At 72.1% G+C, this 22,624-nt stretch carries 21 protein-coding genes; 6 read left to right on the forward strand and 15 right to left on the reverse strand.

Going from position 1 to position 22,624, the window contains the following annotated elements; all coding sequences use genetic code 11:
• Positions 1 to 39: 39 nt before the first annotated feature.
• Together ACWGKQ_RS28465 and ACWGKQ_RS28470 are read right to left on the reverse strand one after the other, a co-directional pair.
• A complete protein-coding gene (locus ACWGKQ_RS28465; protein WP_453294822.1) occupies positions 40 to 2,376 on the reverse strand; it encodes an ATP-binding cassette domain-containing protein in 2,337 nt (778 codons plus the stop codon).
• A gap of 73 nt (positions 2,377 to 2,449) precedes the next feature.
• Positions 2,450 to 2,641 carry an antitoxin gene (locus ACWGKQ_RS28470; protein WP_453294823.1) on the reverse strand — a complete coding sequence of 64 codons (192 nt, stop codon included), beginning with the start codon at positions 2,639 to 2,641 and terminating at the stop codon, positions 2,450 to 2,452.
• 165 nt (positions 2,642 to 2,806) lie between these two features.
• Between ACWGKQ_RS28470 and ACWGKQ_RS28475 the strand changes: the two genes are divergently transcribed.
• Positions 2,807 to 5,278 carry an ATP-dependent Clp protease ATP-binding subunit gene (locus ACWGKQ_RS28475; RefSeq protein WP_453294824.1) on the forward strand — a complete coding sequence of 824 codons (2,472 nt, stop codon included), beginning with the start codon at positions 2,807 to 2,809 and terminating at the stop codon, positions 5,276 to 5,278.
• Between the two features lie 9 nt (positions 5,279 to 5,287).
• Here ACWGKQ_RS28475 and ACWGKQ_RS28480 read toward each other — a convergent pair whose 3' ends face one another.
• Together ACWGKQ_RS28480 and ACWGKQ_RS28485 are read right to left on the reverse strand one after the other, a co-directional pair.
• Positions 5,288 to 6,286, reverse strand: coding sequence for an LLM class flavin-dependent oxidoreductase (locus ACWGKQ_RS28480; RefSeq protein WP_453294825.1), 999 nt, complete (start codon positions 6,284 to 6,286; stop codon positions 5,288 to 5,290).
• 49 nt (positions 6,287 to 6,335) lie between these two features.
• Positions 6,336 to 6,731, reverse strand: coding sequence for a (2Fe-2S) ferredoxin domain-containing protein (locus tag ACWGKQ_RS28485; RefSeq protein WP_453294826.1), 396 nt, complete (start codon positions 6,729 to 6,731; stop codon positions 6,336 to 6,338).
• A 60-nt stretch (positions 6,732 to 6,791) separates the two neighbouring features.
• Between ACWGKQ_RS28485 and ACWGKQ_RS28490 the strand changes: the two genes are divergently transcribed.
• Positions 6,792 to 7,283, forward strand: a complete 492-nt coding sequence (locus ACWGKQ_RS28490; protein WP_453294827.1) for a phosphatase domain-containing protein — start codon at positions 6,792 to 6,794, stop codon at positions 7,281 to 7,283.
• A 36-nt stretch (positions 7,284 to 7,319) separates the two neighbouring features.
• On the opposite strand, the gene ACWGKQ_RS28495 is transcribed toward ACWGKQ_RS28490, so the two are convergent.
• Positions 7,320 to 7,535, reverse strand: coding sequence for a dodecin (locus ACWGKQ_RS28495; protein WP_453294828.1), 216 nt, complete (start codon positions 7,533 to 7,535; stop codon positions 7,320 to 7,322).
• A gap of 198 nt (positions 7,536 to 7,733) precedes the next feature.
• Between ACWGKQ_RS28495 and ACWGKQ_RS28500 the strand changes: the two genes are divergently transcribed.
• Positions 7,734 to 8,996 carry an extracellular solute-binding protein gene (locus ACWGKQ_RS28500; RefSeq protein WP_453294829.1) on the forward strand — a complete coding sequence of 421 codons (1,263 nt, stop codon included), beginning with the start codon at positions 7,734 to 7,736 and terminating at the stop codon, positions 8,994 to 8,996.
• A gap of 112 nt (positions 8,997 to 9,108) precedes the next feature.
• On the opposite strand, the gene egtD is transcribed toward ACWGKQ_RS28500, so the two are convergent.
• The 4 genes from egtD to egtA are packed head-to-tail and all read right to left on the reverse strand — an operon-like array spanning position 9,109 to position 13,497.
• Positions 9,109 to 10,071: an L-histidine N(alpha)-methyltransferase gene (egtD, locus tag ACWGKQ_RS28505; RefSeq protein WP_453294830.1), complete on the reverse strand. Its 963-nt coding sequence runs from the start codon at positions 10,069 to 10,071 to the stop codon at positions 9,109 to 9,111.
• The gene (gene egtC / locus ACWGKQ_RS28510; RefSeq protein WP_453294831.1) at positions 10,068 to 10,847 is read right to left on the reverse strand and encodes an ergothioneine biosynthesis protein EgtC; all 780 of its coding nucleotides are present in this window, start codon (positions 10,845 to 10,847) and stop codon (positions 10,068 to 10,070) included. The genes egtD and egtC overlap by 4 nt, the downstream gene beginning before the upstream one ends.
• Complete coding sequence (gene egtB, locus ACWGKQ_RS28515; protein WP_453294832.1) at positions 10,847 to 12,172, reverse strand: ergothioneine biosynthesis protein EgtB; 1,326 nt, start codon at positions 12,170 to 12,172, stop codon at positions 10,847 to 10,849. The genes egtC and egtB overlap by 1 nt, the downstream gene beginning before the upstream one ends.
• Positions 12,169 to 13,497 carry an ergothioneine biosynthesis glutamate--cysteine ligase EgtA gene (gene egtA, locus ACWGKQ_RS28520; protein WP_453294833.1) on the reverse strand — a complete coding sequence of 443 codons (1,329 nt, stop codon included), beginning with the start codon at positions 13,495 to 13,497 and terminating at the stop codon, positions 12,169 to 12,171. Before egtA ends, egtB begins: the two co-directional genes overlap by 4 nt.
• A 279-nt stretch (positions 13,498 to 13,776) precedes the next feature.
• Here egtA and ACWGKQ_RS28525 point away from each other — a divergent pair, with 279 nt between their 5' ends.
• Positions 13,777 to 14,598 (forward strand): TIGR02452 family protein, encoded by an 822-nt coding sequence (locus tag ACWGKQ_RS28525; protein WP_453294834.1) that lies wholly within the window; start codon positions 13,777 to 13,779, stop codon positions 14,596 to 14,598.
• Positions 14,599 to 14,713: 115 nt separating this feature from the next.
• Here ACWGKQ_RS28525 and ACWGKQ_RS28530 read toward each other — a convergent pair whose 3' ends face one another.
• Together ACWGKQ_RS28530 and ACWGKQ_RS28535 are read right to left on the reverse strand one after the other, a co-directional pair.
• Positions 14,714 to 15,163 carry a type II toxin-antitoxin system PemK/MazF family toxin gene (locus ACWGKQ_RS28530; protein ID WP_453294835.1) on the reverse strand — a complete coding sequence of 150 codons (450 nt, stop codon included), beginning with the start codon at positions 15,161 to 15,163 and terminating at the stop codon, positions 14,714 to 14,716.
• Positions 15,164 to 15,182: 19 nt separating this feature from the next.
• Positions 15,183 to 15,983, reverse strand: coding sequence for an alpha/beta fold hydrolase (locus ACWGKQ_RS28535; protein WP_453294836.1), 801 nt, complete (start codon positions 15,981 to 15,983; stop codon positions 15,183 to 15,185).
• 62 nt (positions 15,984 to 16,045) lie between these two features.
• On the opposite strand from ACWGKQ_RS28535, the gene ACWGKQ_RS28540 reads away from it, so the two are divergent.
• Entirely contained in the window at positions 16,046 to 16,459 is a 414-nt protein-coding gene (locus tag ACWGKQ_RS28540; protein ID WP_453294837.1) for a MarR family winged helix-turn-helix transcriptional regulator, read from the forward strand.
• An 85-nt stretch (positions 16,460 to 16,544) separates the two neighbouring features.
• On the opposite strand, the gene ACWGKQ_RS28545 is transcribed toward ACWGKQ_RS28540, so the two are convergent.
• From ACWGKQ_RS28545 to ACWGKQ_RS28555, 3 genes are all read right to left on the reverse strand, one after another.
• Positions 16,545 to 18,032 (reverse strand): flotillin family protein, encoded by a 1,488-nt coding sequence (locus ACWGKQ_RS28545; RefSeq protein ID WP_453294838.1) that lies wholly within the window; start codon positions 18,030 to 18,032, stop codon positions 16,545 to 16,547.
• 133 nt (positions 18,033 to 18,165) lie between these two features.
• Positions 18,166 to 18,384 carry a hypothetical protein gene (locus ACWGKQ_RS28550; protein ID WP_453294839.1) on the reverse strand — a complete coding sequence of 73 codons (219 nt, stop codon included), beginning with the start codon at positions 18,382 to 18,384 and terminating at the stop codon, positions 18,166 to 18,168.
• 121 nt (positions 18,385 to 18,505) lie between these two features.
• A complete protein-coding gene (locus ACWGKQ_RS28555) occupies positions 18,506 to 19,930 on the reverse strand; it encodes an amidase (protein ID WP_453294840.1) in 1,425 nt (474 codons plus the stop codon).
• Positions 19,931 to 20,159: 229 nt separating this feature from the next.
• Here ACWGKQ_RS28555 and ACWGKQ_RS28560 point away from each other — a divergent pair, with 229 nt between their 5' ends.
• Positions 20,160 to 21,548, forward strand: a complete 1,389-nt coding sequence (locus ACWGKQ_RS28560; protein WP_453294841.1) for a glycoside hydrolase family 43 protein — start codon at positions 20,160 to 20,162, stop codon at positions 21,546 to 21,548.
• Between the two features lie 492 nt (positions 21,549 to 22,040).
• On the opposite strand, the gene ACWGKQ_RS28565 is transcribed toward ACWGKQ_RS28560, so the two are convergent.
• Complete coding sequence (locus ACWGKQ_RS28565) at positions 22,041 to 22,577, reverse strand: transposase (RefSeq protein ID WP_453294842.1); 537 nt, start codon at positions 22,575 to 22,577, stop codon at positions 22,041 to 22,043.
• Positions 22,578 to 22,624: the final 47 nt, after the last annotated feature.

The raw sequence follows: 22,624 nt of genomic DNA on the forward strand, positions 1-22,624 counted from the left end.
CCAAGCTTCCGGGGCAACCTGAAGCGTTCCTGAAGGCCGTCAGGGGAGGGAACGGGACAGATAGGGCGCGGTGGCGCTGCCCGCGGCCTTGGCGACCTCGGCCGGCGGGCCCGTCGCGACGATCCGGCCGCCCTGGTCCCCGCCGCCCGGCCCCAGGTCGATCACCCAGTCGGCGTCCGCCACCACCGTCATGTCGTGCTCGACCACCACGACCGTGTGCCCGGCGTCGATCAGCCCGTGCAACTGCCGCATCAGCACCTCGACATCGGCCGGATGCAGCCCTGTCGTCGGCTCGTCGAGGAGATAGAGGCTGTGGCCGCGCCGCCCGCGCTGCAACTCGCCCGCCAGCTTGATGCGCTGGGCCTCGCCGCCGGACAACTCCGTGGCGGGCTGGCCGAGTCGCAGATATCCGAGGCCCACGTCCATCAGCGTGGCCAGGCTGCGGGCGGCGGCCGGGGTGTCCGCGAAGAACCCCGCCGCGCTCTCCACGGTCAGGTCCAGCACCTCGGCGATATTCCGTCCCCGGTACGTCACTTCGAGCGTCTGAGGGTTGTAGCGCGCCCCGCCGCAGTCCGGGCAGGGCGCGTAGGTGCTGGGCAGGAACAGCAGCTCCACGCTGACGAATCCCTCGCCCTGGCAGGTCTCGCACCGGCCTCCGGCCACGTTGAAGGAGAACCGCCCGACACCGTAACCACGTTCCCGGGCCTGCCCGGTGGCCGCGAACACCTTCCGGACGACGTCGAACAGGCCGGTGTAGGTGGCCAGATTGGAGCGCGGCGTGCGGCCGATCGGCTTCTGGTCGACCGAGACCAGGCGGCCGACCCCGGCCGAATCCTCGGTGATCTCGCCGATCAGCGTCGACTTGCCGGAACCGGACACGCCCGTCACGGCGGTGAGGACACCGAGCGGGAACTCGGCGGTGACCGCACGGAGGTTGTGCCGGGTCACCGGCCCGATCGTCAACCAGCCTCTGGCGGGGCGCGGTCGGCGCACCGGGGCGGATTCCCGCGCGAACAGGTAGCGGGCGGTGGCCGACCCCGCGACCCCGGCCAGTTCCGCCACCGGTCCGCTGTGCAGCACCTCCCCGCCGTGCTCACCGGCCCGTGGGCCCACGTCCACCAGCCAGTCGGCGCCGCGCACCACGTCCAGGTGGTGCTCCACCACGAACACCGAGTTCCCGGCCGTCTTCAGCCGGTCCAGCACCGTGAGCAGGGCCTCGGTGTCCGCCGGGTGCAGCCCGGCCGACGGCTCGTCCAGGACGTAGACGACCCCGAACAGCCCGGAGCGCAACTGGGTGGCCAGGCGCAGGCGTTGGAGCTCGCCCGCGGAGAGGGTGGGCGTGGCCCGGTCGAGGCTGAGGTAGCCGAGGCCCAGTTCGACGACGGGGGCGATACGGGAGGTGAGGTCCGCGGTCAGGACCCGCACGGTCTCCGAATCGCTCTGGTGGCCGAGGAGTCGGGCCAGCTCGGTGAGCGGCAGCGCGACGAGCTCCGCGATCGTACGGCCGGCGAAGGTCACGGCGAGGGCCTCCGGGCGCAGCCTGCTGCCGCCGCACACCGGACAGGGCGCACTGGTCAGGAACCGCTCCGCCTTCGCCCGCAGGGCCGGGCTCCTGGAGTCCGAGAACGTCTTCAGCACATACCGGCGGGCGCTCATGTACGTGCCCTGGTAAGGGCGTTGGATGCGGTCGGCGTCCCGGACCGGGTGCACGGTGACCACCGGCTGCTCGTCCGTGAAGAGGATCCACTCCCGCTGCCCGGCGGGCAGGTCCCGCCACGGCCGGTCGACGTCGTGGCCCAGCGCGTCCAGGATGTCCCGGAGGTTCTTGCCCTGCCAGGCGCCCGGCCAGGCCGCGATCGCGCCCTCGCGGATCGACAGCGACGGGTCGGGGACCAGCGACTCCTCGGTCGCCCGGTGCACCCGGCCCAGGCCGTGGCACTCGGGACAGGCGCCCGCCGTCGTGTTGGGGGAGAACGCGTCGGAATCGAGCCGTCCGGCGCCCGGCGGGTAGTCCCCGGCACGCGAGAACAGCATGCGCAGGGAGTTGGAGAGGTTGGTGACCGTGCCGACCGAGGAGCGGGAGGTGGGCGCCGAGCGGCGCTGCTGGAGCGAGACCGCCGGCGGCAGTCCGCTGATCTCCGCGACCTTCGGCGCCCCGACCTGGTGGATCAGCCGTCGCGCGTACGGCGCGACCGACTCGAAGTAGCGCCGCTGGGCCTCGGCGTAGATCGTGCCGAACGCCAGGGACGACTTCCCCGAGCCGGACACACCGCTGAACACGGCCAGCACGTCCCGCGGGATGTCCACGTCGACATCCTTGAGGTTGTGCTCACGGGCGCCGCGGACGCGGACGTACGGGTCGTGGGGGCTGTGCATCGGGCGGACACTCCGGGACGGGCGGCTCGCGGGGCAGGGACAAACCCCGCGATCCTACCCGCGGCAGGGATGTCTACTGCGGAGGGTTGCCCTGCCTCCGCTCCCGCTCGATGTAGTCGTCGGCCTGCTTCTGGGCCGCGTCGACCTGGGACTGGTACTTGTTGCCGGTCCGCTGGTCGATCATGTCGCCGCCCTTTTCGACGCCCTGTCTGGCCTGGTCCTCGTGGCCCTTGAGCATCCCCTTGAGCTTGTCCAGCATGGACATGGCAGCCCTCCTCGCTGGTTGCGGCTTCCACCCCCAGCGTCACCGGCCGGGGCGCCGTCCGCATCTCGGCGGCCGTCCCCGTGCGGGCCCGGCGTGCCTGTGCGAGCTTGGAAGACGCGGAATCCCGCCTACCGCAGAGCCGACCGCAGAAAGGCCCGGGGCCTCATGAGCACTTCCGGTTTCGGATTCGGACGCAGTCCCTTCGAGGAGTTCGACGAGCTGATGTCCCGCTTCTTCGGCGGCGCGGGGGCCGGCGCCCAGCCCCGCCGCCCACAGCGCGTCGACATCGGCAGTCTGCTGTCCGAGCGGGCCCGGGAGCTGGTCGCCGACGCGCGTGACCTGGCCGCCGTCGAGAGCAGCGAGGAACTGGACGCCCGGCACCTGCTGGCCGCCGCCACCACCCACGACTCCACCCGGCGGCTGCTCGCCGAGGCGGGCGCGGACCCCGACCAGCTCCGCGAACGGCTCACCGCCGGCCACGGCGGCGGCGAGAAGACCGAGCCCACCGCCCTCACCCCGGCCGCCAAACGCGCCCTGCTCGACGCCTACCAGATCTCCCGCGCCGAGGGCGCCTCCTACATCGGCCCCGAGCACCTGCTGCGCGCGCTCGCCGCGAACCCGGAGTCGGCGGCCGGGCGGGCGCTCGGCGACAGCGGCTGGGAGCCGACCCGGATGCCGGCCGAGGGCGCCGGGGAGCGCAGGAAGCCCAGCACCACGCCGACCGTCGACGAGTACGGCCGCGACCTCACCGAGGACGCCCGGGCCGGGCGCCTGGACCCGGTGATCGGGCGGGACGAGGAGGTCGAGCAGACCATCGAGGTGCTCTCCCGGCGCAGCAAGAACAACCCGGTCCTGATCGGTGACCCCGGCGTCGGCAAGACCGCCATCGTGGAGGGCATCGCGCAGCGGATCGTCGCCGGGGACGTACCCAGGACCCTCGAAGGCAAGCGGCTGGTCTCCCTCGACCTGGCCGGGATGGTCGCCGGCACCAAGTACCGGGGCGAGTTCGAGGAGCGGCTGAAGAAGCTGCTCGACGAGGTCCGCGAGCACAGCGACGAACTGGTGCTGTTCCTGGACGAGTTGCACACCGTGGTGGGCGCGGGCGGAGGCGGCGACGGAGCCCTCGACGCCGGGAACATCCTCAAACCGGCCCTCGCGCGCGGCGAGTTGCACCTCATCGGCGCGACCACCGTCGACGAGTACCGCAAGCACATCGAGAAGGACGCGGCCCTCGAACGCCGGTTCGCGCCCATCCTGGTCGGCGAGCCCACCGTCGACGACACCGTCGAGATCCTGCGCGGCCTGCGCGACCGCTACGAGGCCCACCACCAGGTCCGCATCACCGACGAGGCGGTTGTGGCCGCCGCCGAGCTGTCCGACCGGTACATCACCTCCCGCTTCCTGCCCGACAAGGCGATCGACCTGATGGACCAGGCGGCGGCGCGGGTACGGCTGCGTTCGAAGACCCCGCCCACCGACACCCGGGACATCGAGGACCGGATCGCCGCCCTGAACCGGGAGAAGGACCAGGCCGTCGCCGACGAGGAGTACGAGCGGGCCAAGGAACTGCGCGACCGCATCAAGGCGGCCGAGGGCGAGCTGGAGCAGGCCGGCACCGCCGAGGAGCACGCGCCCAAGGTCACCGCCGAGGACATCGCCGAGGTCGTCTCCCGCACCACCGGCATCCCGGTCGCCGAGCTCACCGAGGAGGAGCGGGAGCGGCTGATGAAGCTGGAGGAGCACCTGCACGAGCGGGTCGTCGGCCAGGACGAGGCGATCACCGCCGTCGCCCGCGCGGTCCGCCGCGCCCGCGCCGGCATGAGCGACCCCGACCGGCCCGTCGGCAGCTTCCTCTTCCTCGGCCCGACCGGCGTCGGCAAGACCGAACTGGCCCGCGCCCTGGCCGCGGCCCTCTTCGGCGACGAGACCCGCATGATCCGTCTCGACATGAGCGAGTTCCAGGAGCGCCACACGGTCTCCCGGCTGGTCGGTGCCCCGCCCGGATACGTCGGCCACGAGGAGGCCGGCCAGCTCACCGAGGCGGTGCGCAGGCAGCCGTACGCCGTGCTGCTCCTGGACGAGGTGGAGAAGGCGCACCCGGACGTCTTCAACACCCTGCTCCAGCTCCTCGACGACGGCCGCCTCACCGACGCCCAGGGCCGCACCGTCGACTTCAAGAACACCGTCGTCATCATGACCTCGAACATCGGCGCCGACCGCATCCTGGCCGCCGGCACCGAGGACTACACCAAGGTCCGCGAGGCGGTCATGCCGGCCCTCCAGCAGCACTTCCGGCCGGAGTTCCTCAACCGCATCGACGAGATCATCGTCTTCCGCGGCCTGGACCGCACCCAACTGCGCGAGATCGTCGGCCTGTTGCTGGAACACACCCGGCGCCGGCTGCATGCCCAGGACGTCTCGCTCGAAGTCACCGACACGGCCGCCGAGTTGCTCGCCAACCTCGGTCACCAGCCCGACTTCGGCGCCCGCCCGCTGCGCCGCACCATCCAGCGCGAGGTCGACGACCGCCTCGCCGACCTGCTGCTCTCCGGCCAGCTGGTGGCGGGTGACCGCGCGGTGGTGGACGCGGCGAACGGCGAGATCGTCATCAGGTCCGACAAGCCGGCCACGGTCTGACCGGTCTGTTCAGGAGGCCACGATCCCGGCCAGCCGCCGGTACGAGTCCAGCAGCGCCGCACGGTCGTACGTACTCGTGGTGACCAGCACCTCGTCGGCACCGGTCTCCTTCAGGACCGTCTCCAGCTCGTGCGCGACCTGGTCCTCGGTGCCGGCGATGTGCCCGGCGAGCCCGGACTCGTAGAAGCCGCGTTCCTTCGCGGTCGTCGTCCGGGCCTCGACGGCCTCGGCCGGCGGCAGCGGCGGGAACGTGCCGTGGGTACGGGAGTACGCCATCGACCAGGCCTCCGGGACCAGGATGCGGTGCGCGGCCTCCGGGGTGTCGGCGACGGCGACCGTCCCGGAGATCACCACATACGGCTCGGCCGCCCACGGGGAGGGCCGGAAGCGGTCGCGGTAGTGGTCGATCCCGCGCCGCATCTTCTCGCGGCCCCGCAGGTCGCCGATGACCATGGGCAGCCCGGCCCGGGCCGCGATGTCCGCGCCCTCGCCCATCGCCAGCACGAACGGCGGCACCCGCAGGCCGTCCGCCGGGCGGGCCCGCACCCCGGTCGGCGAGGTCCCCTCGAACCAGCCGAGCAGCTCGCCGAGCTGCGCCGCGAAGTCCTCGGCGTCGTCCTTGTCCCGGCCCAGCGCCCTGCGCACGCCGTCGGTGAAGCCCACCGACCGGCCGAGCCCCATGTCGATGCGCCCCGGATACAGCGACTCCAGCACCCCGAACTGCTCGGCCACGACCAGAGGTTGGTGGTTCGGCAGCATGACGCCGCCGGTGCCGACCCGGATGGACCGGGTCGCGCCGGCCACGGCGGCGGCCAGCACGGTCGGTGCCGACCCGGCGACCCCGGGCACACCGTGGTGCTCCGACACCCAGAACCGGTGATACCCGAGCGCCTCTACCTCCCGCGCCAGCGCCACGGTGTCCCGCAGCGCTTCACCCGGAGTGTGCCCCTCCCGGGTGCGCGAGCGGTCGAGGACGGAGAACCTGGTCCGGGCGATCGTTGCGTTCACAGTGGGTTCAACACTCCGGCCGCCGCAGGATTCCCGCCGTCACCCCACGTCAGCGGCGGGAACGGGCCCGGGCGCCCCTCGGCGGGCGGATGAACTGGAGTTCCAGGGTGATCGGCGGCTCGCACACGCCCGGTCCACCCGCCCCCGCCCAGGTCAGGACCTCGTCCGTGCAGTCGTCGTCCATCGCGAAGCCGACCCAGACCGGGCGGCCGCCCGCGCGCCGGCCGGCCGCCGAGGGCTGTACGACGAGCACGTTCGCCTGGTCGCAGGGGCCGAGGCAGTCCGTCGTACGCACCGCGAAGCCGCCCTCGGCCGCACCGGCCCGCAGCCGCTCCAGCTGCCGGACGTGGTCGGTGCCGGGGTGCTTGCCGGGGTCGCCGCAGCAGCAGCCTCGGCAGACGACGACCGTGCAGGGACGGTCCGCGGTGAACTCGGAGATCGGCATGCGCCCAGTGTTTCAAGTGCTCCCGGGGCCACTGTCGGCGCCCCGTTCTAGGGTTGCCGCGTGACAGAGAGCAGCAAGCGTCCGATCGCCGTGTTCGACATCGACAACACCCTCGCGGACACCGCGCACCGGCAGCGGTTCCTGGAGCGCAAGCCGCGGGACTGGGACGCGTTCTTCGCGGCCGCGCCGCAGGACCCGCCGATCGCCGAGGGGATCGCGCTGGCCGTGGCGACCGCCGAGGAGTGCGAGATCGTCTATCTCACCGGGCGGCCCGAGCGCTGCCGGCGCGACACGCTGGACTGGCTCGCCGCCCACGGGCTGCCCGAGGGGCGCGTGCACATGCGGCGCAACGCCGACCGCAGGCCCGCCCGGCACACCAAGCTGGAGATCCTGCGCCGGCTCGCCGAACGGCGTACGGTCCGCGTCCTGGTCGACGACGACGAGCTGGTGTGCGACGCCGCCGAACGGGCCGGGTTCACGGTCGTACGGGCCCGCTGGGCCGAACGCTCCGAAACCCTGGAGCAGGCCCAGGAGGGGGAGGGGCGGACCTGAGACCGGCTTCGGCCGTCAGTCCTGGTCCTCGGGCCGTCAGTCCTCGTCCTCGATGCGGAAGCCCACCTTCAGGCCCACCTGGTAGTGCTCGATCTGCCCGTTCTCGATCTGGCCCCTGACCTGTGTCACCTCGAACCAGTCCAGGTTGCGTACGGTCTGGTTGGCGCGTGCGACACCGTTGCGGATGGCCTGGTCGATGCCCTCGTGCGAGGTGCCGACGATCTCGGTGACCCGGTAGGTGTGGTTCGTCATCGGGGAGCTCCTCTCGTCGTCACTCCACCGTGCCGCATCCGGAAGCGGAGCGCGAGGCGTCGGTTCCGAAACGCCGACAGCCCTTGACCCTCCGCATTGGTCCATACCAAAATCCCGTACACCCGCACGAGCCCCCGGTGCTCGTTCCCCCACGTCGGGCCCCTTCGCCTGTCCGCCAGACAGAACAGGACCCCCCTCGTGAGACATCGCCGCCCGCTCGCCCTCGTCTTCGTGTCCGCCGCCCTGCTGAGCGCCTGTGGAGTCCTGCCGGGCGGAGGCGGCGACCGGCACACGGTCACGGTGTGGCTGATGCGGAACAGCGCCTCGGCGGACTTCCTGCGCCGGTTCACCGCGGACTTCGAGCACACCCACAAGGACATCCGCCTGGACATCCGCATCCAGGACTGGACCGGCATCGTGGACAAGGTGCAGACGGCCCTGAAGAGCGACGCCGACGACGCGCCCGACGTCATCGAGGTCGGCAACACCCAGGTCCCGCAGTACGTCGAGGACGGCCGGCTCACCGACCTCACCCTGGAGTCGATGCGCGACTGGGGCAAGGACCACTGGCTGCCCGGCCTCGCCGAGCCCGGCCGGGACGACTCCCGCCAGTACGGCATCCCCTGGTACGCCGCCAACCGGGTGGTCATCTACCGCAAGGACCTGTTCAGGAAGGCCGGGATCACCTCCCCGCCGAAGACCCGCGCGCAGTGGCTGGCCGACACCGAGAAGCTCGACTCCGGTGGCAGACAAGGGATCTACCTCGCCGGACAGGACTGGTACACCCTCTCCGGGTTCATCTGGGACGAGGGCGGCGACCTCGCCACGGAGACGGACACCGAATGGAAGGGCACCCTCGACAGCCCGGCCGCGCTGCGCGGGATGGACTTCTACCGGCAACTCCAGGCACTCGGCAAGGGACCCGTCGACGCCGACGAGGAACACCCGCCGCAGGCGCAGGTGTTCGCGGGCGGCCAGGTCGCGCAGATCGTCGCGGTGCCCGGCCTCGCCCAGTCGATCGTGCAGGAGAACCCCGAACTCAAGGACCAGATCGGCTACTTCCCGGTGCCGGGGCTGACTGCGGCCCACCCCGGCGCGGTCTTCACCGGCGGCTCGGACCTCGTCGTACCGCAGAACACCGACCGGCCCTACGACGCCACCGCCGTCGTCGGCGCGCTGACCGGCGCCAAGTGGGACACCGAACTGGCCCGCACCATGAACTACGTGCCCAACAAGCCCACGCGGGCGGGCGCGGTGGCGGGGGAGGAGGGGGTCGCCGCCATGGCGGCGGGGGCCGCCCGGGGACGGGCGACCCCCCACACCCCGGACTGGCCGGCGGTCGAGGCCGACAACCCGATCAAGGGCTACATGACCAAGGTGCTCCGCGGAGCGGACCCCACGACCGAGGCCCGCCGCGCCTCCCGACGCATCACCGAACTCCTCGCACCGGACTTCGGGTGACCTGACGCATGCGGTTCGGCAGCGCCCCAAAGGGGCGCGGGGAACTGCGCGACCAGCCACGACGGCGCCGCAGACGACCGACGACATGGCACGGCACTTCCAGCGGAGCGACTCAGCGGGCGAAGCTCAGCGACAGCGCGAAGCGTCCCTGCGAGTCGGTCCACCAGTTGGTCAACTCCAGTCCAGCGGCGGCCAGTTCCGCGGTCACGCCGTCCCGCCGGAACTTCGCCGACACCTCGGTGCGCAGTTCCTCGCCCGCCGCGAAGTCCACGGCCAGGTCGAGCGCGGGCACCTTCACGGTCTGCGCGACCCGGGAGCGCAGCCGCATCTCGATCCACTCGTTCTCCGCGTCCCACAGGGCGACATGGTCGAAGGCGTCCGGGGCGAAGTCGGCGCCCAGCTCCCGGTCGACGACGGCGAGGACGTTCTTGTTGAACTCGGCCGTCACCCCGGCCGCGTCGTCGTACGCCCGGACCAGCACCCCCTCGTCCTTGACCAGGTCGGTGCCGAGCAGCAGCGCGTCGCCGGGCGCGAGCAGCCCGCGCACCGAGGCCAGGAACGCGGCCCGCTCGGCCGGCAGCAGGTTGCCGATCGTGCCGCCGAGGAACGCCAGCAGCCGGGGCCCCGGTGTCTCGGGCAGTTCCAGCCGGCCGGTGAAGTCGGCGATCAGGGCGTGCACGGTCAGCTGCGGCCGCTCCGCGATGAGCGCCTGGCCGGCCTGGGTCAGCGCGCTCTCGCTGACGTCGACCGGCACGTACACCTCGAGACCGGTGAGCGCGTCGATGAGCAGCCGGGTCTTCTCGGAGGAGCCCGAACCCAGCTCCACCAGCGTGCGGGCACCGCAGGCGGTGGCGATCTCGCCGGACCGGGTGCGCAGGATCTCCCGTTCGGCCCGGGTCGGGTAGTACTCGGGCAGCTCGGTGATCTGCTCGAACAGCTCGCTGCCCCGGGCGTCGTAGAACCACTTCGGCGGCAGCGTCTTGGGGGTGGCGGTGAGGCCGGTCAGGACATCGGCGCGGAGCGCGGCGTCCGTCGCGTCCTCGGGAAGGGTGCGGGTGACACGGAAGGGACTCACGTACAGGGCTCCTTAGGTGGTACCGATGCCAGGTCCTCGACCGGGGCGAGTTCGACGCCCGTGCGGCTCGCGGTGAGGAGCGTGCGGTCGGGGACCTCCCGCCAGCGCGGGTCGTCGTCGTACGGCTCGGAGGCGACGACGGTGCGGTGGCCGGGTTCCGAGAGAGAGAACAGGCTGTCGCCCCAGGCGGTGGCGGCGATGGTCTCGCCGTCGGTGAGCAGGAGGTTCAGCCGGGCCGTGGGGGCGGCTTCGGCGACCTGCTGAACCGTTTCGGCAAGAGCCGTGCCCGGCTCCGTACCGGAGCGCAGCCGGTGCAGGACCAACGCCCAGACGAACGCCGAGTCGGTGCGTGCCTCCATCGACAGCAGGTCGGCCGGGGGCAGCAGCGGGACGAGCGACGCGACCGACTGCGGCCAGCCGGGTATCGCCCCGTTGTGGCTGAACAGCCAGCGGCCCGCGGCGAACGGCGCCGCCGCGGCCTCCCCGTCCGCGCCCGCCAGGGTCGCGTCCCGTACGGCGGCCAGCAGCGCGCCGGTGCGGACGACCCGGGCCAGGTCGGCGAAGGACGGGTCGGCCCAGATCGGCCCGGCCCGCCGGTAGCGGGCCGGCTGCGGATCCGCCGGGGCGTACCAGCCCACCCCGAAGCCGTCCGCGTTGACCGTCCCGTACCGCTGCCGCCGGGGTGCCCACGACTGCCGGTAGAGGGAGTGCTCGGGCTCCACGAGGAGCCGGCCGAGCGGCTCCTCGGGACCCAGACAGGCCAGGTGACGGCACATCAGGCGGTCTCCGCCGAACGGGCGGTGCGGAAGCCGGAGAAGATCTGCCGCCGGATCGGGTAGTCCCAGTTGCGGAACGTCCCCCGGCAGGCCACCTGGTCCACGGCGAACGAACCGCCGCGCAGCACCTTGTACTCGGGGCCGAAGAACACCTCCGAGTACTCCTTGTACGGGAAGGCGGCGAAGCCCGGGTACGGCTCGAAGTCGCTGGCCGTCCACTCCCACACGTCACCGATCAACTGCCGTACGCCCAGCGGGGACTCGCCCTCCGGGTAGCTGCCCGCCGGGGCCGGGCGCAGATGCCGCTGGCCCAGGTTGGCATGGGCCGGGGCCGGGTCGGCGTCGCCCCACGGGTAGCGCCGGGACCGGTTCTCGCCGGGGTGGTGCCGGGCGGCCTTCTCCCACTCGGCCTCGGTGGGCAGCCGGCGCCCGGCCCAGCGGGCGTAGGCGTCCGCCTCGTACCAGGACACGTGCAGCACCGGCTCCTCGGGCGGCACGACCTCGGTGATCCCGAACCGGCGGCGCAGCCACTGGCCGCCCTCCCGGTGCCAGAACTGCGGCGCGGAGATGGCGTGCTGCCGGATGTGCGCCCAGCCCTCCGGCGCCCACCAGCGCTCCTGCTCGTAGCCGCCGTCCTCGATGAACGCCAGGTACCGGCCGTTGGTCACCGGGGTGGTGTCGATCCAGTAGGGCGCCACCTCCCGCCGGTGCGCGGGGCGTTCGTTGTCCAGCGCCCAGGGCTCGGTGGAGGTGCCCATGGTGAACGGGCCGCCGGGGACCAGGACTTCGGCCGGGCCGGTGAACGGCGGCGCCGGGTCCGGGTCCGGGGCGGTCAGGGCCTGGGGGCCCTTGCGGAGCTGATGGGTGATCAGCATCGTCTCGTCGTGCTGCTGTTCGTGCTGCGCGATCATCCCGAAGGCGAAGCCGGCCTCGGTCAGCCGGGTGCCGCTGAACGCCGCGCCGTCCAGCAGGTCCAGGGCCCGGCCGCGCACCTCCGCCGCGTACTGCCGGGCCTCGGCCGGCGGCAGCAGGGGCAGCGTGGGCCGCTCGGACCGCGGATGCTCGAAGGCGTCGTAGAGGCTGTCGATCTCGGGGCGCATCGCCCCCCGGCCGCCGACGTTGCGCAGCAGCCAGAGCTCCTCCTGGTTGCCGATGTGCGCCAGGTCCCAGACCAGCGGGGACATCAGCGGGGAGTGCTGGGCGGTGAGGTCGGGTCCCTCCACGCAGCTGGTCAGCAGCGTGGTGCGGTCGCGGGCCGTGGTCAGGGACTTCAGTGCCCGGTCCCGCAGGGTCTCGATATCGATGTCGGCGTCGGTCTCGGTCATGCGCTGATGTCCTTCCCATGGGCGCGACCGGCCGTGCCGCGCAGTCGGTCCAGCAGGTCGTCGGCCGGGCAGCGGCCCCGCAGGACGTACCGGTCCCGGTACGCCGTCACGGCGTCCACGACCTCGGAGGTGGCGCCGAGCCTCGGCAGGGCCTCGAGGGCCGCCGAGAAACAGGCGACGGCCGCCTCGTGCAGCTCCGGGTCGCGGAGCCCGGTCCGGGCCGCGTCGAGCCACAGCGGGTTGTGCGGGGCGGGCTGCGGTCCCGCCCGCTCGGCCAGCGGTTTCACCGTCCGGTACGCGGTCTCGGCGGCCTCCGGGTCGTCGAACAGCGCCGTCGTCACGGCCAGCGGCACGATCCACCCGTCGTCGCCGGGCTGCGCGTCGATCATCCGCAGTTCCAGATGACCGCGCGGCCTGACCGGCGGGAACAGCGTGGTGAGGTGGTACGCCAGGTCCGCGCCGGTGGGCGTCCCCGACCGGGTCCAGGCCCGGAAGGTGAGGCCTTCGGGAACCTCCCAGGGGCCGCCGTCCCGCCGTACGCACATCACCGGTGCGTCGAGGACGTGCCGGGCCCAGGCCGCCCGCGGGTCGCCGTCCAGCGGGGGCGCGCCCGCGCGGCCCGGGCCGATCTCCATCCACAGCAGCTGCCGGGTGGAGACCCAGCCGGTGGGCCGGTGCCCGACCAGCGGGGAGTTCGCGAACGCGGCCACCAGCACCGGGCCCAGCTGATGGGCCAGCCACCAGCGCCGGGTGTACCCCAGCGGACCGGGCTCCTCGTGGCCGGCGTCCAGGCAGACCTGTACGGAGGCCGAGGAGCACATCATGTGGCGGCCCGCGGTGCCGGTACGGTCCAGGCAGTTCTCCATCGCGTCGTAGCGCGGTTCGCGCAGGAAGCGGCGGGGTGTGTGCCAGGGGTCGTGACCGACGCCCACGAGTCCGAGGTCCTGTCGGGCGAGGACCTTGCGGACGGCGTCCAGGTCGGCGGAGACGGTGCCGATGCACTCCGTGAGGGAGGCGGCGGGCGGGGAGCTGAGCTCCAGCTGACCGCCGGGTTCGACGGTGAGTGCCGAGCCCAGGGGCACCGTGCGCAGTGCGGCGTAGGCCGCTTCGAGCCGTTCGGGTGTTACCGGGAGCTGCGGCCTGCGCAGCTCGTGGACCAGCCATTCCACTTCCACCCCGAGCGTGCGGGGCGGGCCGGTCTTGAAGCAGATGCCCTTGACCAGGGCCTCCACCTCCGCCTCGGTGACAGCGGTGCGGTCGTCCGAGAAGTCGGTCTTCACAGAGCCGTCGGTACAGTCGCCGCCGTCGGATATCGAGTCGGACATGTCGGGATCCTCCTGAAGATTCCACCATGCCACCGCCCCGGCCATGGATGCGTCCGGGGCGGCATCGTCCGTTCCACCCAAGACGGTCGCGTCCATTCGCACAAGGGCACCTATAGGGACGTTCTAGATCGGTAACCTCTGCTTCCTCGTGTGTTTCCGACCGTTTCGGGCCATGGAAACTCCGTTGCACGGCACCACCAGCATCACCCAGGATGCCTGCATGAGCACGACGGGGGAGGCCGCGCGGGCCGCGGTCATGGCGTCCACGGGGGTGGTGCCATGAGTGCGCGCCTGCGCGGTATCGCGCAGCAGACCGAACAGATCGTGGCGGCGGGGAGCTACCGCACGCCCGACGGCCGGGAGGTCCCGCTGGCGGCCGACATCGCGGCCGCACGGACGGGGACGCGGTTGTACGGCCCGGAGCCGGTGCCGGTCCCGTCCGCGCCGGAACTGGACGCCGTCCTCGAGGTCACCGGCGAGAGCAGCCTGGAGGCCGCCCGCCGCCTGGCCGACGCCCCGGTGGCCGTGCTCAACTTCGCCTCGGCCCGCAATCCGGGTGGCGGCTACCTGAACGGCGCCCAGGCGCAGGAGGAGGCCCTGTGCCGCGCCTCCGCGCTGTACACGTGCGTGCGTGAGGCCCCCGGGTACTACGACCACCACCGCGCCCACCGCGACCCCTTCTACTCGGACCGCGTGATCCACTCCCCGGCCGTGCCGGTCTTCCGTGACGACCGCGGCCGCCTGCTCGCCGAGCCCTACCGCGCGGGCTTCCTGACGGCCGCCGCGCCCAACGCGGGCGTGATCCGCCGTACGGCTCCGGACCGCGTCGGCGAACTGCCGGCCGCCCTCGCCGTACGGGCCGAGCGGGTCCTGGAGGTGGCCGCCGCCCACGGCTACCGGCGGCTGGTCCTCGGCGCCTGGGGCTGCGGGGTGTTCCAGAACGACCCGGCACAGGTGGCGGGCGCCTTCCGGGGGCTCCTGGGCCCCGGCGGACGGTTCGCACGGACCTTCGAACACGTGGTGTTCGGCATCCTGGACCGCACGCCGGGATCCGTGGCCCGGGCCGCCTTCGCCGAGGCGTTCAGTGTCGCTGAGGTCTGAGCGGATCTGGTGAAGTCCGGTGCGGGACCGCGCCCCGTAAGGGGCGCGGGGAACTGCGCGATCAGCCCCCACCGGCCCGCGGTAAACGAACCGCGCAACCAGCGGAGCGCCCGGCTCACTTCCAGCCGTAGCGCTCGTGCAGCCGGTTGCGTACGAGGTTGAAGCGGCCGCGGTCGAGTGCGCAGGCCTCGCGGCGCATCCCGTCCTCGTGCAGTCGCAGCACGCGGTCCACGTCCACCCAGGAGTCACGCCCGGAGCGGTCCCACGGCCCGCTGCCGATCGCCACCCACTCGCGGTCGTTGTCGTGCCGCTTGCTGGACAACTGGACGGCGAGCAGGGTGCCGGCCGCCTCCCGGGCGACGACCAGCACCGGCCGGTCCTTGCCCCGCCCGTCGTTCTCCTCGAAGGGCACCCAGGTCCACACGATCTCACCGGGGTCGGGGTCGCCGTCGTGGGCGGGGGAGTACTCGGTGTGCACCTTGCCGACCTCGTGCGGGTCGGCCTCGGTGGTCGCGGTGGGGCCGTACCGGCCGGGGATGTTCTCGTCGTCGATGTACGCAGTCACGAGGGCACTTTAAGGGGCCTCAGCCTGCGAGAACAGACGGGGTGCCGGTACCGCGCAGCTCCGCCTCGATCAACTCGGCCGTGGCGTCGAGGCGTTCGATGTGCGGAAGGTGACCGGCCTCGGCGATCGGCTCGAACCGCCCCTGCGGGAAGGCCTTCGCGTACGCGGCTCCGTAGGCGGGCGTGACGATACGGTCGCTCTCGCCCCAGATCACCAGCGCGGGCTGCCGCACCCGCCCCAGCCGGGGCAGCAGCTTCGGGTCGGTCATCCGGCCGCCGTCGGTGAGCAGCCGCATGGTCGCCATGTTGGCCTGGCGGCGGGCGAGTTCGGCGGCGGGGAGGGTGGCCGGGTCGACGTAGAAGCGGTCCGGGTCGTGCCAGGAGTGCTCGGCCGCGGCACGGGGATCCAGCGCGAAGAAGTCCGTGACCGGCTCGCCCTCGATGTCCGCACCGACACCGTTGATCAGGACCAGGCCGGTGATCAGCCCGGCCGTGTCGCGTACGGCCATCTCGGCGGCGAGTTGGCCGCCCAGCGAGGAGCCGATGACCAGGACGTCGCTCAACTCGCCGTCCTGGAGCAGGTGGAGGTACGCGACGGCCAGGTCGTCGACGCTCGTCAGCCAGTCGGGACGCGGGGTGCCGTCCCAGCCGGGGTGGACCGGGGTGAGGGTGCGGGCCGTCTCGGCGAGGCGGGCGGCGAGGCCGGCGACCGTGGCCGGGCCGCCGCCTCCGTGGAGTACGAGCACCGGGCGGCCGGAACCGGCCTCGGTCAGCGAGATGGGGAGGTCCGGATACACCTGGGCGATGCGGTTCGTCGTCATGCCGCACAATCTAACTAAGGATGTTTATATAAACAAGCTTAGTCGTGAGCTACAGTGGGGTCATGCACGATGACCTGCAAGTTCTCGGAAGAGCGGTGAAACAGGCCCAGTACCGGCAGCACCGGGCGCTGGACAGCGCGCTCGCGGCCGTCGGCACCACCCTCGCGCAGTGGGACGCGCTGCGCGCCATCGACCGGTCGCCGGGCGCCTCGGCGCGCGAGCTGGCCGCGGCCACCTTCCAGAGCGAGCAGGCCCTCGGCACACTGGTGGGCCGGCTGGCCGCGCAGGGACTGGTGGAACGACGGCCGGGCCGCGGACGGCGCATCGAGCACCATCTGACCCCCGACGGGGAGCGGACGCTGGCCGCCGGGCACGGGGTGGCCGGCGAGGTGCTGGCCGACTGCTTCGCAGGGCTGTCGGCGCCGGAGCGGGCGACGCTGCTGGAGCTGCTGCGACGGCTCAACGCACAGGAGTGACCACAGGAGTGACCACAGGAGTGACCACAGAGGTGCCCCGGCGCGTGGCCGGAGGCACCCCCGTTCACCGGTACCGTGGCTGCTACTAGTCGTCCTGCTCCACCGGCACCTTCTGGCTCTTCGGGGCCGTGACCCCGCCAAGAGCCGGTGAAGTCCCGCCCGGAGCCTGCCCGTTCTGGTTCATCGAGGCAAGGAGCTGGCGGGCCAGGCCCAGCCCCGTGCCGCCCATCGTGAGCGCCTTCGCGAACAACTCGGCCATGCCGTCGGCGCCGTTGAGCAGCACCATGTTGTCGACGTTGCCGAAGGCGGAGGCGCCGGCCTTGACGATCTCCGGCCAGTTCTCGGCGAGTTGCTGGGCGACGACCGCCTCCTGGTTCTCCGCGAGGGCGGCGGCGCGGGCCTTGATCGCCTCTGCCTCGGCGAGCCCCTTGGCCCGCACCGCCTCGGCGTCCGCCAGCCCCCTGGCCTGCGCGGCGGCCGCCTCGGCCTCACCGGTGGCCCGGGTCGCCGCCGCGGTGGCCGTACCCCGGGACTTGGTCGCCTCGGCCTCGGCGCCCGCGGCCGCCTTGACCCGGGTCGCCTCGGCCGCGGCCGCCAGTTCCGTCTCCTTGGCCTTGGCCTGGGCCGCCGAGATCCGCGCGTCGCGCTCGGCCTCGGCCAGCGTCCGCTTCTCGTACGCCTTGGCGTCGGCCGGCTTGCGGACGTCCGCCTGGAGCTGCTGCTCGCGGCGGTGCGCCTCCAGCTCGGCGACCCGCGTCTCCTGGACCACGACCTCCTGCCGGGCGGCCGCGTCGGCGAGCGGACCGGCCTGGCGGGCCTGCGCGGCCGCCTTGTCCCGCTCGGCCTGGTAGCCGGCCTGGAGGATCTCGCTGTCCCGGGTGGCCTCCGCCATCCGGGCGAACGACTGCTGCTCCGCCTCGGTGGCGAGACGGTTCGCCTCGGCCTGCGCGATCCGCGCGTCCCGCTGGACGGCGGCCGCGTGCGGCATCGCCAGGTTCTTGATGTAGCCGGTCGGGTCCTCGATCTCATGGATCTGCAGGGAGTCCACGATGAGCCCCAGCTTCTCCATCTCCGTGCCGCAGGCCGCCCGGGTCTGCCCGGTGAGCTTGTCCCGGTCGCGGATCATGTCCTCGACCGTCAACCCGCCCACGATGGACCGCAGATGACCGGCGAACACGTTGTGCACCCGCTCGGACATCATCTTCTGCTGGTCCAGGAAACGGCGGCCCGCGTTGGCGATCGACACGAAGTCGTCGCCGACCTTGAAGATGACCACCCCTCGCACCTTCAGCGGAATGCCCTGCTGGGTCACGCAGTCCACCGACAGCTCGGTCTCGTTGAGGTCCAGGGAGAGCTTGCGCACCGCCTGCACGCCGGGCATCACCAGCGTGCCGCGCCCCGTGACGATCCGGAACCCCATGCCTTCTTCGAGGCCTTCGGTCCGATGCTTCGAACCGGAGATGATGAGCGCCTCGTTCGGCTCGGCAACCCGCCACATCATCTTGAACAGACCGATCAACACGAGAACGGCGAGAACCGCCGCCCCCGCTACGACGCCGACGACCATCGGCATACGCCCCCCTTTGAATGGTGCCCTTCCGGCACCGAACGAAGGGAGTGTGCGCCCGCGCGAGCGCGGGGTGAAGACGCCGGTGATTCCTTGTTGCAGTCTTGACGCATACGCCCCTCACCTGGGGCCCAACCGCTCAACTGTCGTACGCGGGCGTGACGTAGACCGTCCGCGGCGGCAGGTACTCGACCACCATCACCAGCGTGCCCCGCTCGAACCGGCCGGTGCCGTCGGCGGCGTACGCGAGGAAGTGCTCGGCACCCCCGCGGACCCGGACGATCACCTCGCCGACGAGTCCGGGCCCGACCGTTCCGGTGACCCGCCCCATGAGCCCGACCATCGACGCATCGTCCATGGTCAGAGGGTACGGTCAGGTCAAGCGGCAGGAAAGCGGCCGGTGTCCACGCGGCTGGTGTCCACGTGGCCGGCGTCCACGTGGCCGGTGTTCATGCGGCTGGTGTCCACGCGGCTGGCGTTCATGCGGCCGGGGAGTCCGCGGTCGCGGGCTGCGGTGGCCAGAGCTCGTGCCAGCGCAGTTCGGCCTCCAGCTGGGCGGCGACGGAGACCAGCGGCGGCTCGCTGTCCGCCGGCCCGAGCAACTGGGCGCCCACCGGCAGCCCGTCCCCGGTGAACCCGGCGGGCACGTTCACCCCCGGCCACCCCAGCACGTTCCACGGCCAGGCGTACGGGCAGGCGGCGATCATCGCCCGGTCGGTGGCGAACGGGCCCAGCCCGAGCAGCGCGCCGACCCGGGGTGGGGGAGCGGCGGTGGTCGGCGCGAGGATCAGGTCGTACGACGTGAAGAAGCCGCCGATCCTGCCCCGCAGGGTGGCCTCCGCACGCCGGGCGGCCCGCAGCGGGGCGCCGCCGAGCAGCCGGCCCAGGCGGGCCGTCTCCAGGGTGCGCCGGTCGAGAAGGTCCGGGTGCGGAGCCTCGCGGACGCGTTCGGCGATCCCGACCGCGGCGCGCGGGACGAAGGTGAGCCCGATCTGGCCGTAGGGCGGGTCGGCCTCCTCGACGGTGTGGCCCAACTCGGAGAGTTTTTCCGCGAGTTCGAGGATGCGGGTGCGTATCTCCGGCTGGAGGCGGGCGGGGAGCGCGGTGAACGGCGGTTTGAGGGAGAGGGCGATGCGCAGCCGCCCGGGTTCGCGTCCGACCGCGTCGAGGAGCGTCAACTGATCTGGGCGATGCGGGTCTTGGGGATGGTTCCCGCTCGCCGCGTCCAGCAGGAGGGCCGCGTCGGCGACCGTGCGGGCCAGCGTGCCGTTGACCGTGATGCCCTGGAACGACTCGCCGCGCGGCCAGGTGGAGATGCGGCCGCGCTGCGGTTTGATGCCGACGAGATGGCTCCAGGCGGCCGGGATCCGCACCGATCCGGCGCCGTCCGAGCCGAGCGCGGCCGGCACCAGACCCGCCGCCACGGCGGCCGCCGACCCGCCCGAGGACCCGCTCGGAGTGTGCCCCGGCTGCCAGGGATTGCGGGTGGCGCCGAAGGCCGGCCCTTCCGTGAACGGCCACTGCCCCAGCTCGCAGGTGTTGGTCTTGCCGATGATCACCGCCCCGGCCGCGCGCAGCCGCCGTACCGCCTCCCCGTCCTCCGCCACCGGCGGGAACTCGCCCGGGCAGCCGAAGGCGGTCGGCTCGCCTGCCACGTCCGTGTCGTCCTTCACCGCGACCGGCACCCCGAGCAGGGGCCGGCGCACTCCGTCGGCCAACTCCCGGTCGGCCGCGTCCGCTTCGGCGAGGGCCGCGGTACGGCGCACGATCCGGAAGGCGTTGAGGGAGTCCTGGGTGGCCTCGATCCGCGCGAGGCACTCCTCGACCAGCTGACGGGAGGTCAATTCACCGGCGGCCAAGGCGCGTACGGACTCGGCGAGGCCTGCGGAACGGTCGTACGGCATGCGGGGGACCTACCTCCGGGGTGCAGCTTTTACCGGAGGGTAACGTCGATCCGGCCGTCGCAGGACAGGTTTCGCACAGCGGGTATCCAGCCGGTCCCCAGTCCTGCCCAAAGCATTGACGTGAACCTGTCGCGACTTCTACTTTCTGCGCGACTTCTCGAACTCAGTTCGAAATACCGGACGCACCGCACCGCTGTGTCCGCGTCTGCACGAGCCCCGGAGAGCCGCCGTGACCACACGTCCCCCCACCCCGTCCCGTCGCACCCTGCTGCGCGCGCTGGCCGCCCTGCCCGCGACGGCCCTGGCCCTGGGCGAACTGCCCGGCCTGCTCGGCGAGGCCGAGGCCGCCGCTCCCGCGAGCGGCTACGCCACCCGCTACACCATCGTCCCGTTCCTCAACAGCGACGACGGCACGGTGAACGTCTACCAGTCCGACGACGCCACGGACTTCCGCCTCCTCCAGTCCTCGGCCTACACCCCGCCCAGCAACCGCATCCGCGACGCGAGCATCTTCAAGCACACGGACGGCTACTACTACGTCACCTACACCACCCACACCTGGGAGGACGAGAGCACCACGATCGGCTTCGCCCGCAGCGCCGACCGGGTCAACTGGACCTTCCTGTACGACTACACGATCCCCATCACCGACCTGTCCCGGGCCTGGGCGCCCGAGTGGTTCGTGGACAGCGACGGCAGCGTCAACGTCATCGTGTCCTGCTCCACGACCGACGACGAGTGGATCTTCACCCCGTACGTCCTGACGGCGACCAACTCGGCTCTCACGGCGTGGACTTCACCCACCGCTCTGTCCGGCATCGGCTCGAACCACATCGACACGTACATCGTGAGGATCGGCTCGACGTACCACGCGTTCACGAAGAACGAGACGGCGAAGTACATCGAGTACGGTACGGCCACCAGCCTCAAGGGCCCCTACACCCTCACCAGGACCGGCGACTGGGCGGGCTGGGGCAGCTACCGCGAGGGTCCCTCCGTGATCCAGCTCGACAGCGGCGGCTGGCGGATCTTCTTCGACGGTTACGCCGACGGCAACTACTACTACAGCGACAGCTACGACACGTTCGCGACTTGGAGCACCCCCACGGCCCTGGCCACACTCTCCGGTACGGCCCGGCACTTCACGGTCATCAAGGAGACGGTGACCGGCGGCCCGTCCCTGACGAAGAACGCGACCCGCTCCCTCCAGTCCGTCAACTACCCCACTCGCTACTGGGAGGAAGTGTCCTCACTCCTCAACCTCCCGGTCGTGACCAGCTCCAGCGCCACCGCCGACAAGCAGGCGGCCACCTTCACGGTGGTCGCGGGCCTGGCCGACTCCAGCGCCTACTCCTTCCGCGACGCCGCCGGCAACTACCTGCGCCACTACGACTTCCGGGGCCGCTTCGACGCGAACGACGGCACGACGACCTTCGCCCAGGACGCCACCTTCATCGCCCGCACCGGCACAACCACCGGCTCGGTCCGCTTCGAGTCGTACAACTACCCCGGTTACTACCTGCGCCACTACAACTACCAACTCCGCGTGTCCCTCTCGGACGGCACCGATCTGTTCAGGCAGGACAGTTCGTTCCTTCCGGTGGCCTCCTGGGCCTGACCTGCACTGCTGCTGACCCGGGCAGATGTTCTGGCGACTCGTCAGTAGTTCCCGCGAGTTCCCTCGATGTCCCGCGGAAATGTGCAACGGGCGCGGGGCGGGGGAGGGCCCGGTGAGCACGAAAGAAGGGCTCGGCGAGCACCAGAATGCTCGCCGGTCCCTCGATGTCGAGGCATGGGTGCGGCCCCTGTGCGCGCTGGTTGTGGCAGGAGTTGCTGCTGTTGTCGACGCTGGGGCTGCTGAAGCAGGAGAGCGGCGTCGGCCGTCGGGCCAAGTGGGCGGTCTGGGCTGCATTCTTGCTCGGTATCGCCGTCTCCTTGGCCGCGAATGTCGCCGCGGCTCCGAGGCTGGAGTGGCGGTCGGTGCTGGTGGCCGGCTGGATGCAGCGGGGTGGCTCGACCGGGACGGGGCGGATGCGGGCGGGACGGAACTGGATGAGGAGGCGCTGCTGGCGCAGGCGAGGAGGCTCGATCTTCGGCATCGGGAGCCGCCTCAGCGGTCGGCTTCAGCAGAGACGCTGCGCAAGGAGCTGCACGTTGGAGCCAGACGATCGAGGGCGTTGGCTGCGCGGGTGCGTGGTCGACTGGAAGAGGGTGACGACGCAGCGGACCGAGCCCAGGCCGGAGCTGTGCGGAACTCCGCGTCGGGCGATGACCGGCTTGATGCCGCGCCTCCACGGGAGCCGACGGTACTTGTCGAAGTCGTAGTCCTGGTCGGCGAACAACTGCCGCGGCCGGTGACGGGGCGACCGGTCACTTCGCGGATCCGCGGGATCGCGTCGAGCAGGGGCGGCAGCTGGGTGATGTCGTGGCGGTTGCCACCGGTCACGGTAATGGCGAGCGGGGTGCCGCCTGCGTCGGTGATGACGTGCTGCTTCGAGCCGGGCCGGGCACGGTCGACCGGGCTCGGCCCGGTTTTGGGCCGCCCCGACGGGCCTGGTGGTGGGAGCCGTCGATCACCGCCGGGGACCAGTCCAGCTTCCCGGCATGGTGCAGCTCGGTCAGCAGCACCTGGTGCAGCCGGTCCCATACCCCGGCCTCGTGCCAGTCCCGCAGCCGACGGCCTGGAAAATACGG

This window comes from Streptomyces sp. NPDC054770, assembly GCF_053611985.1.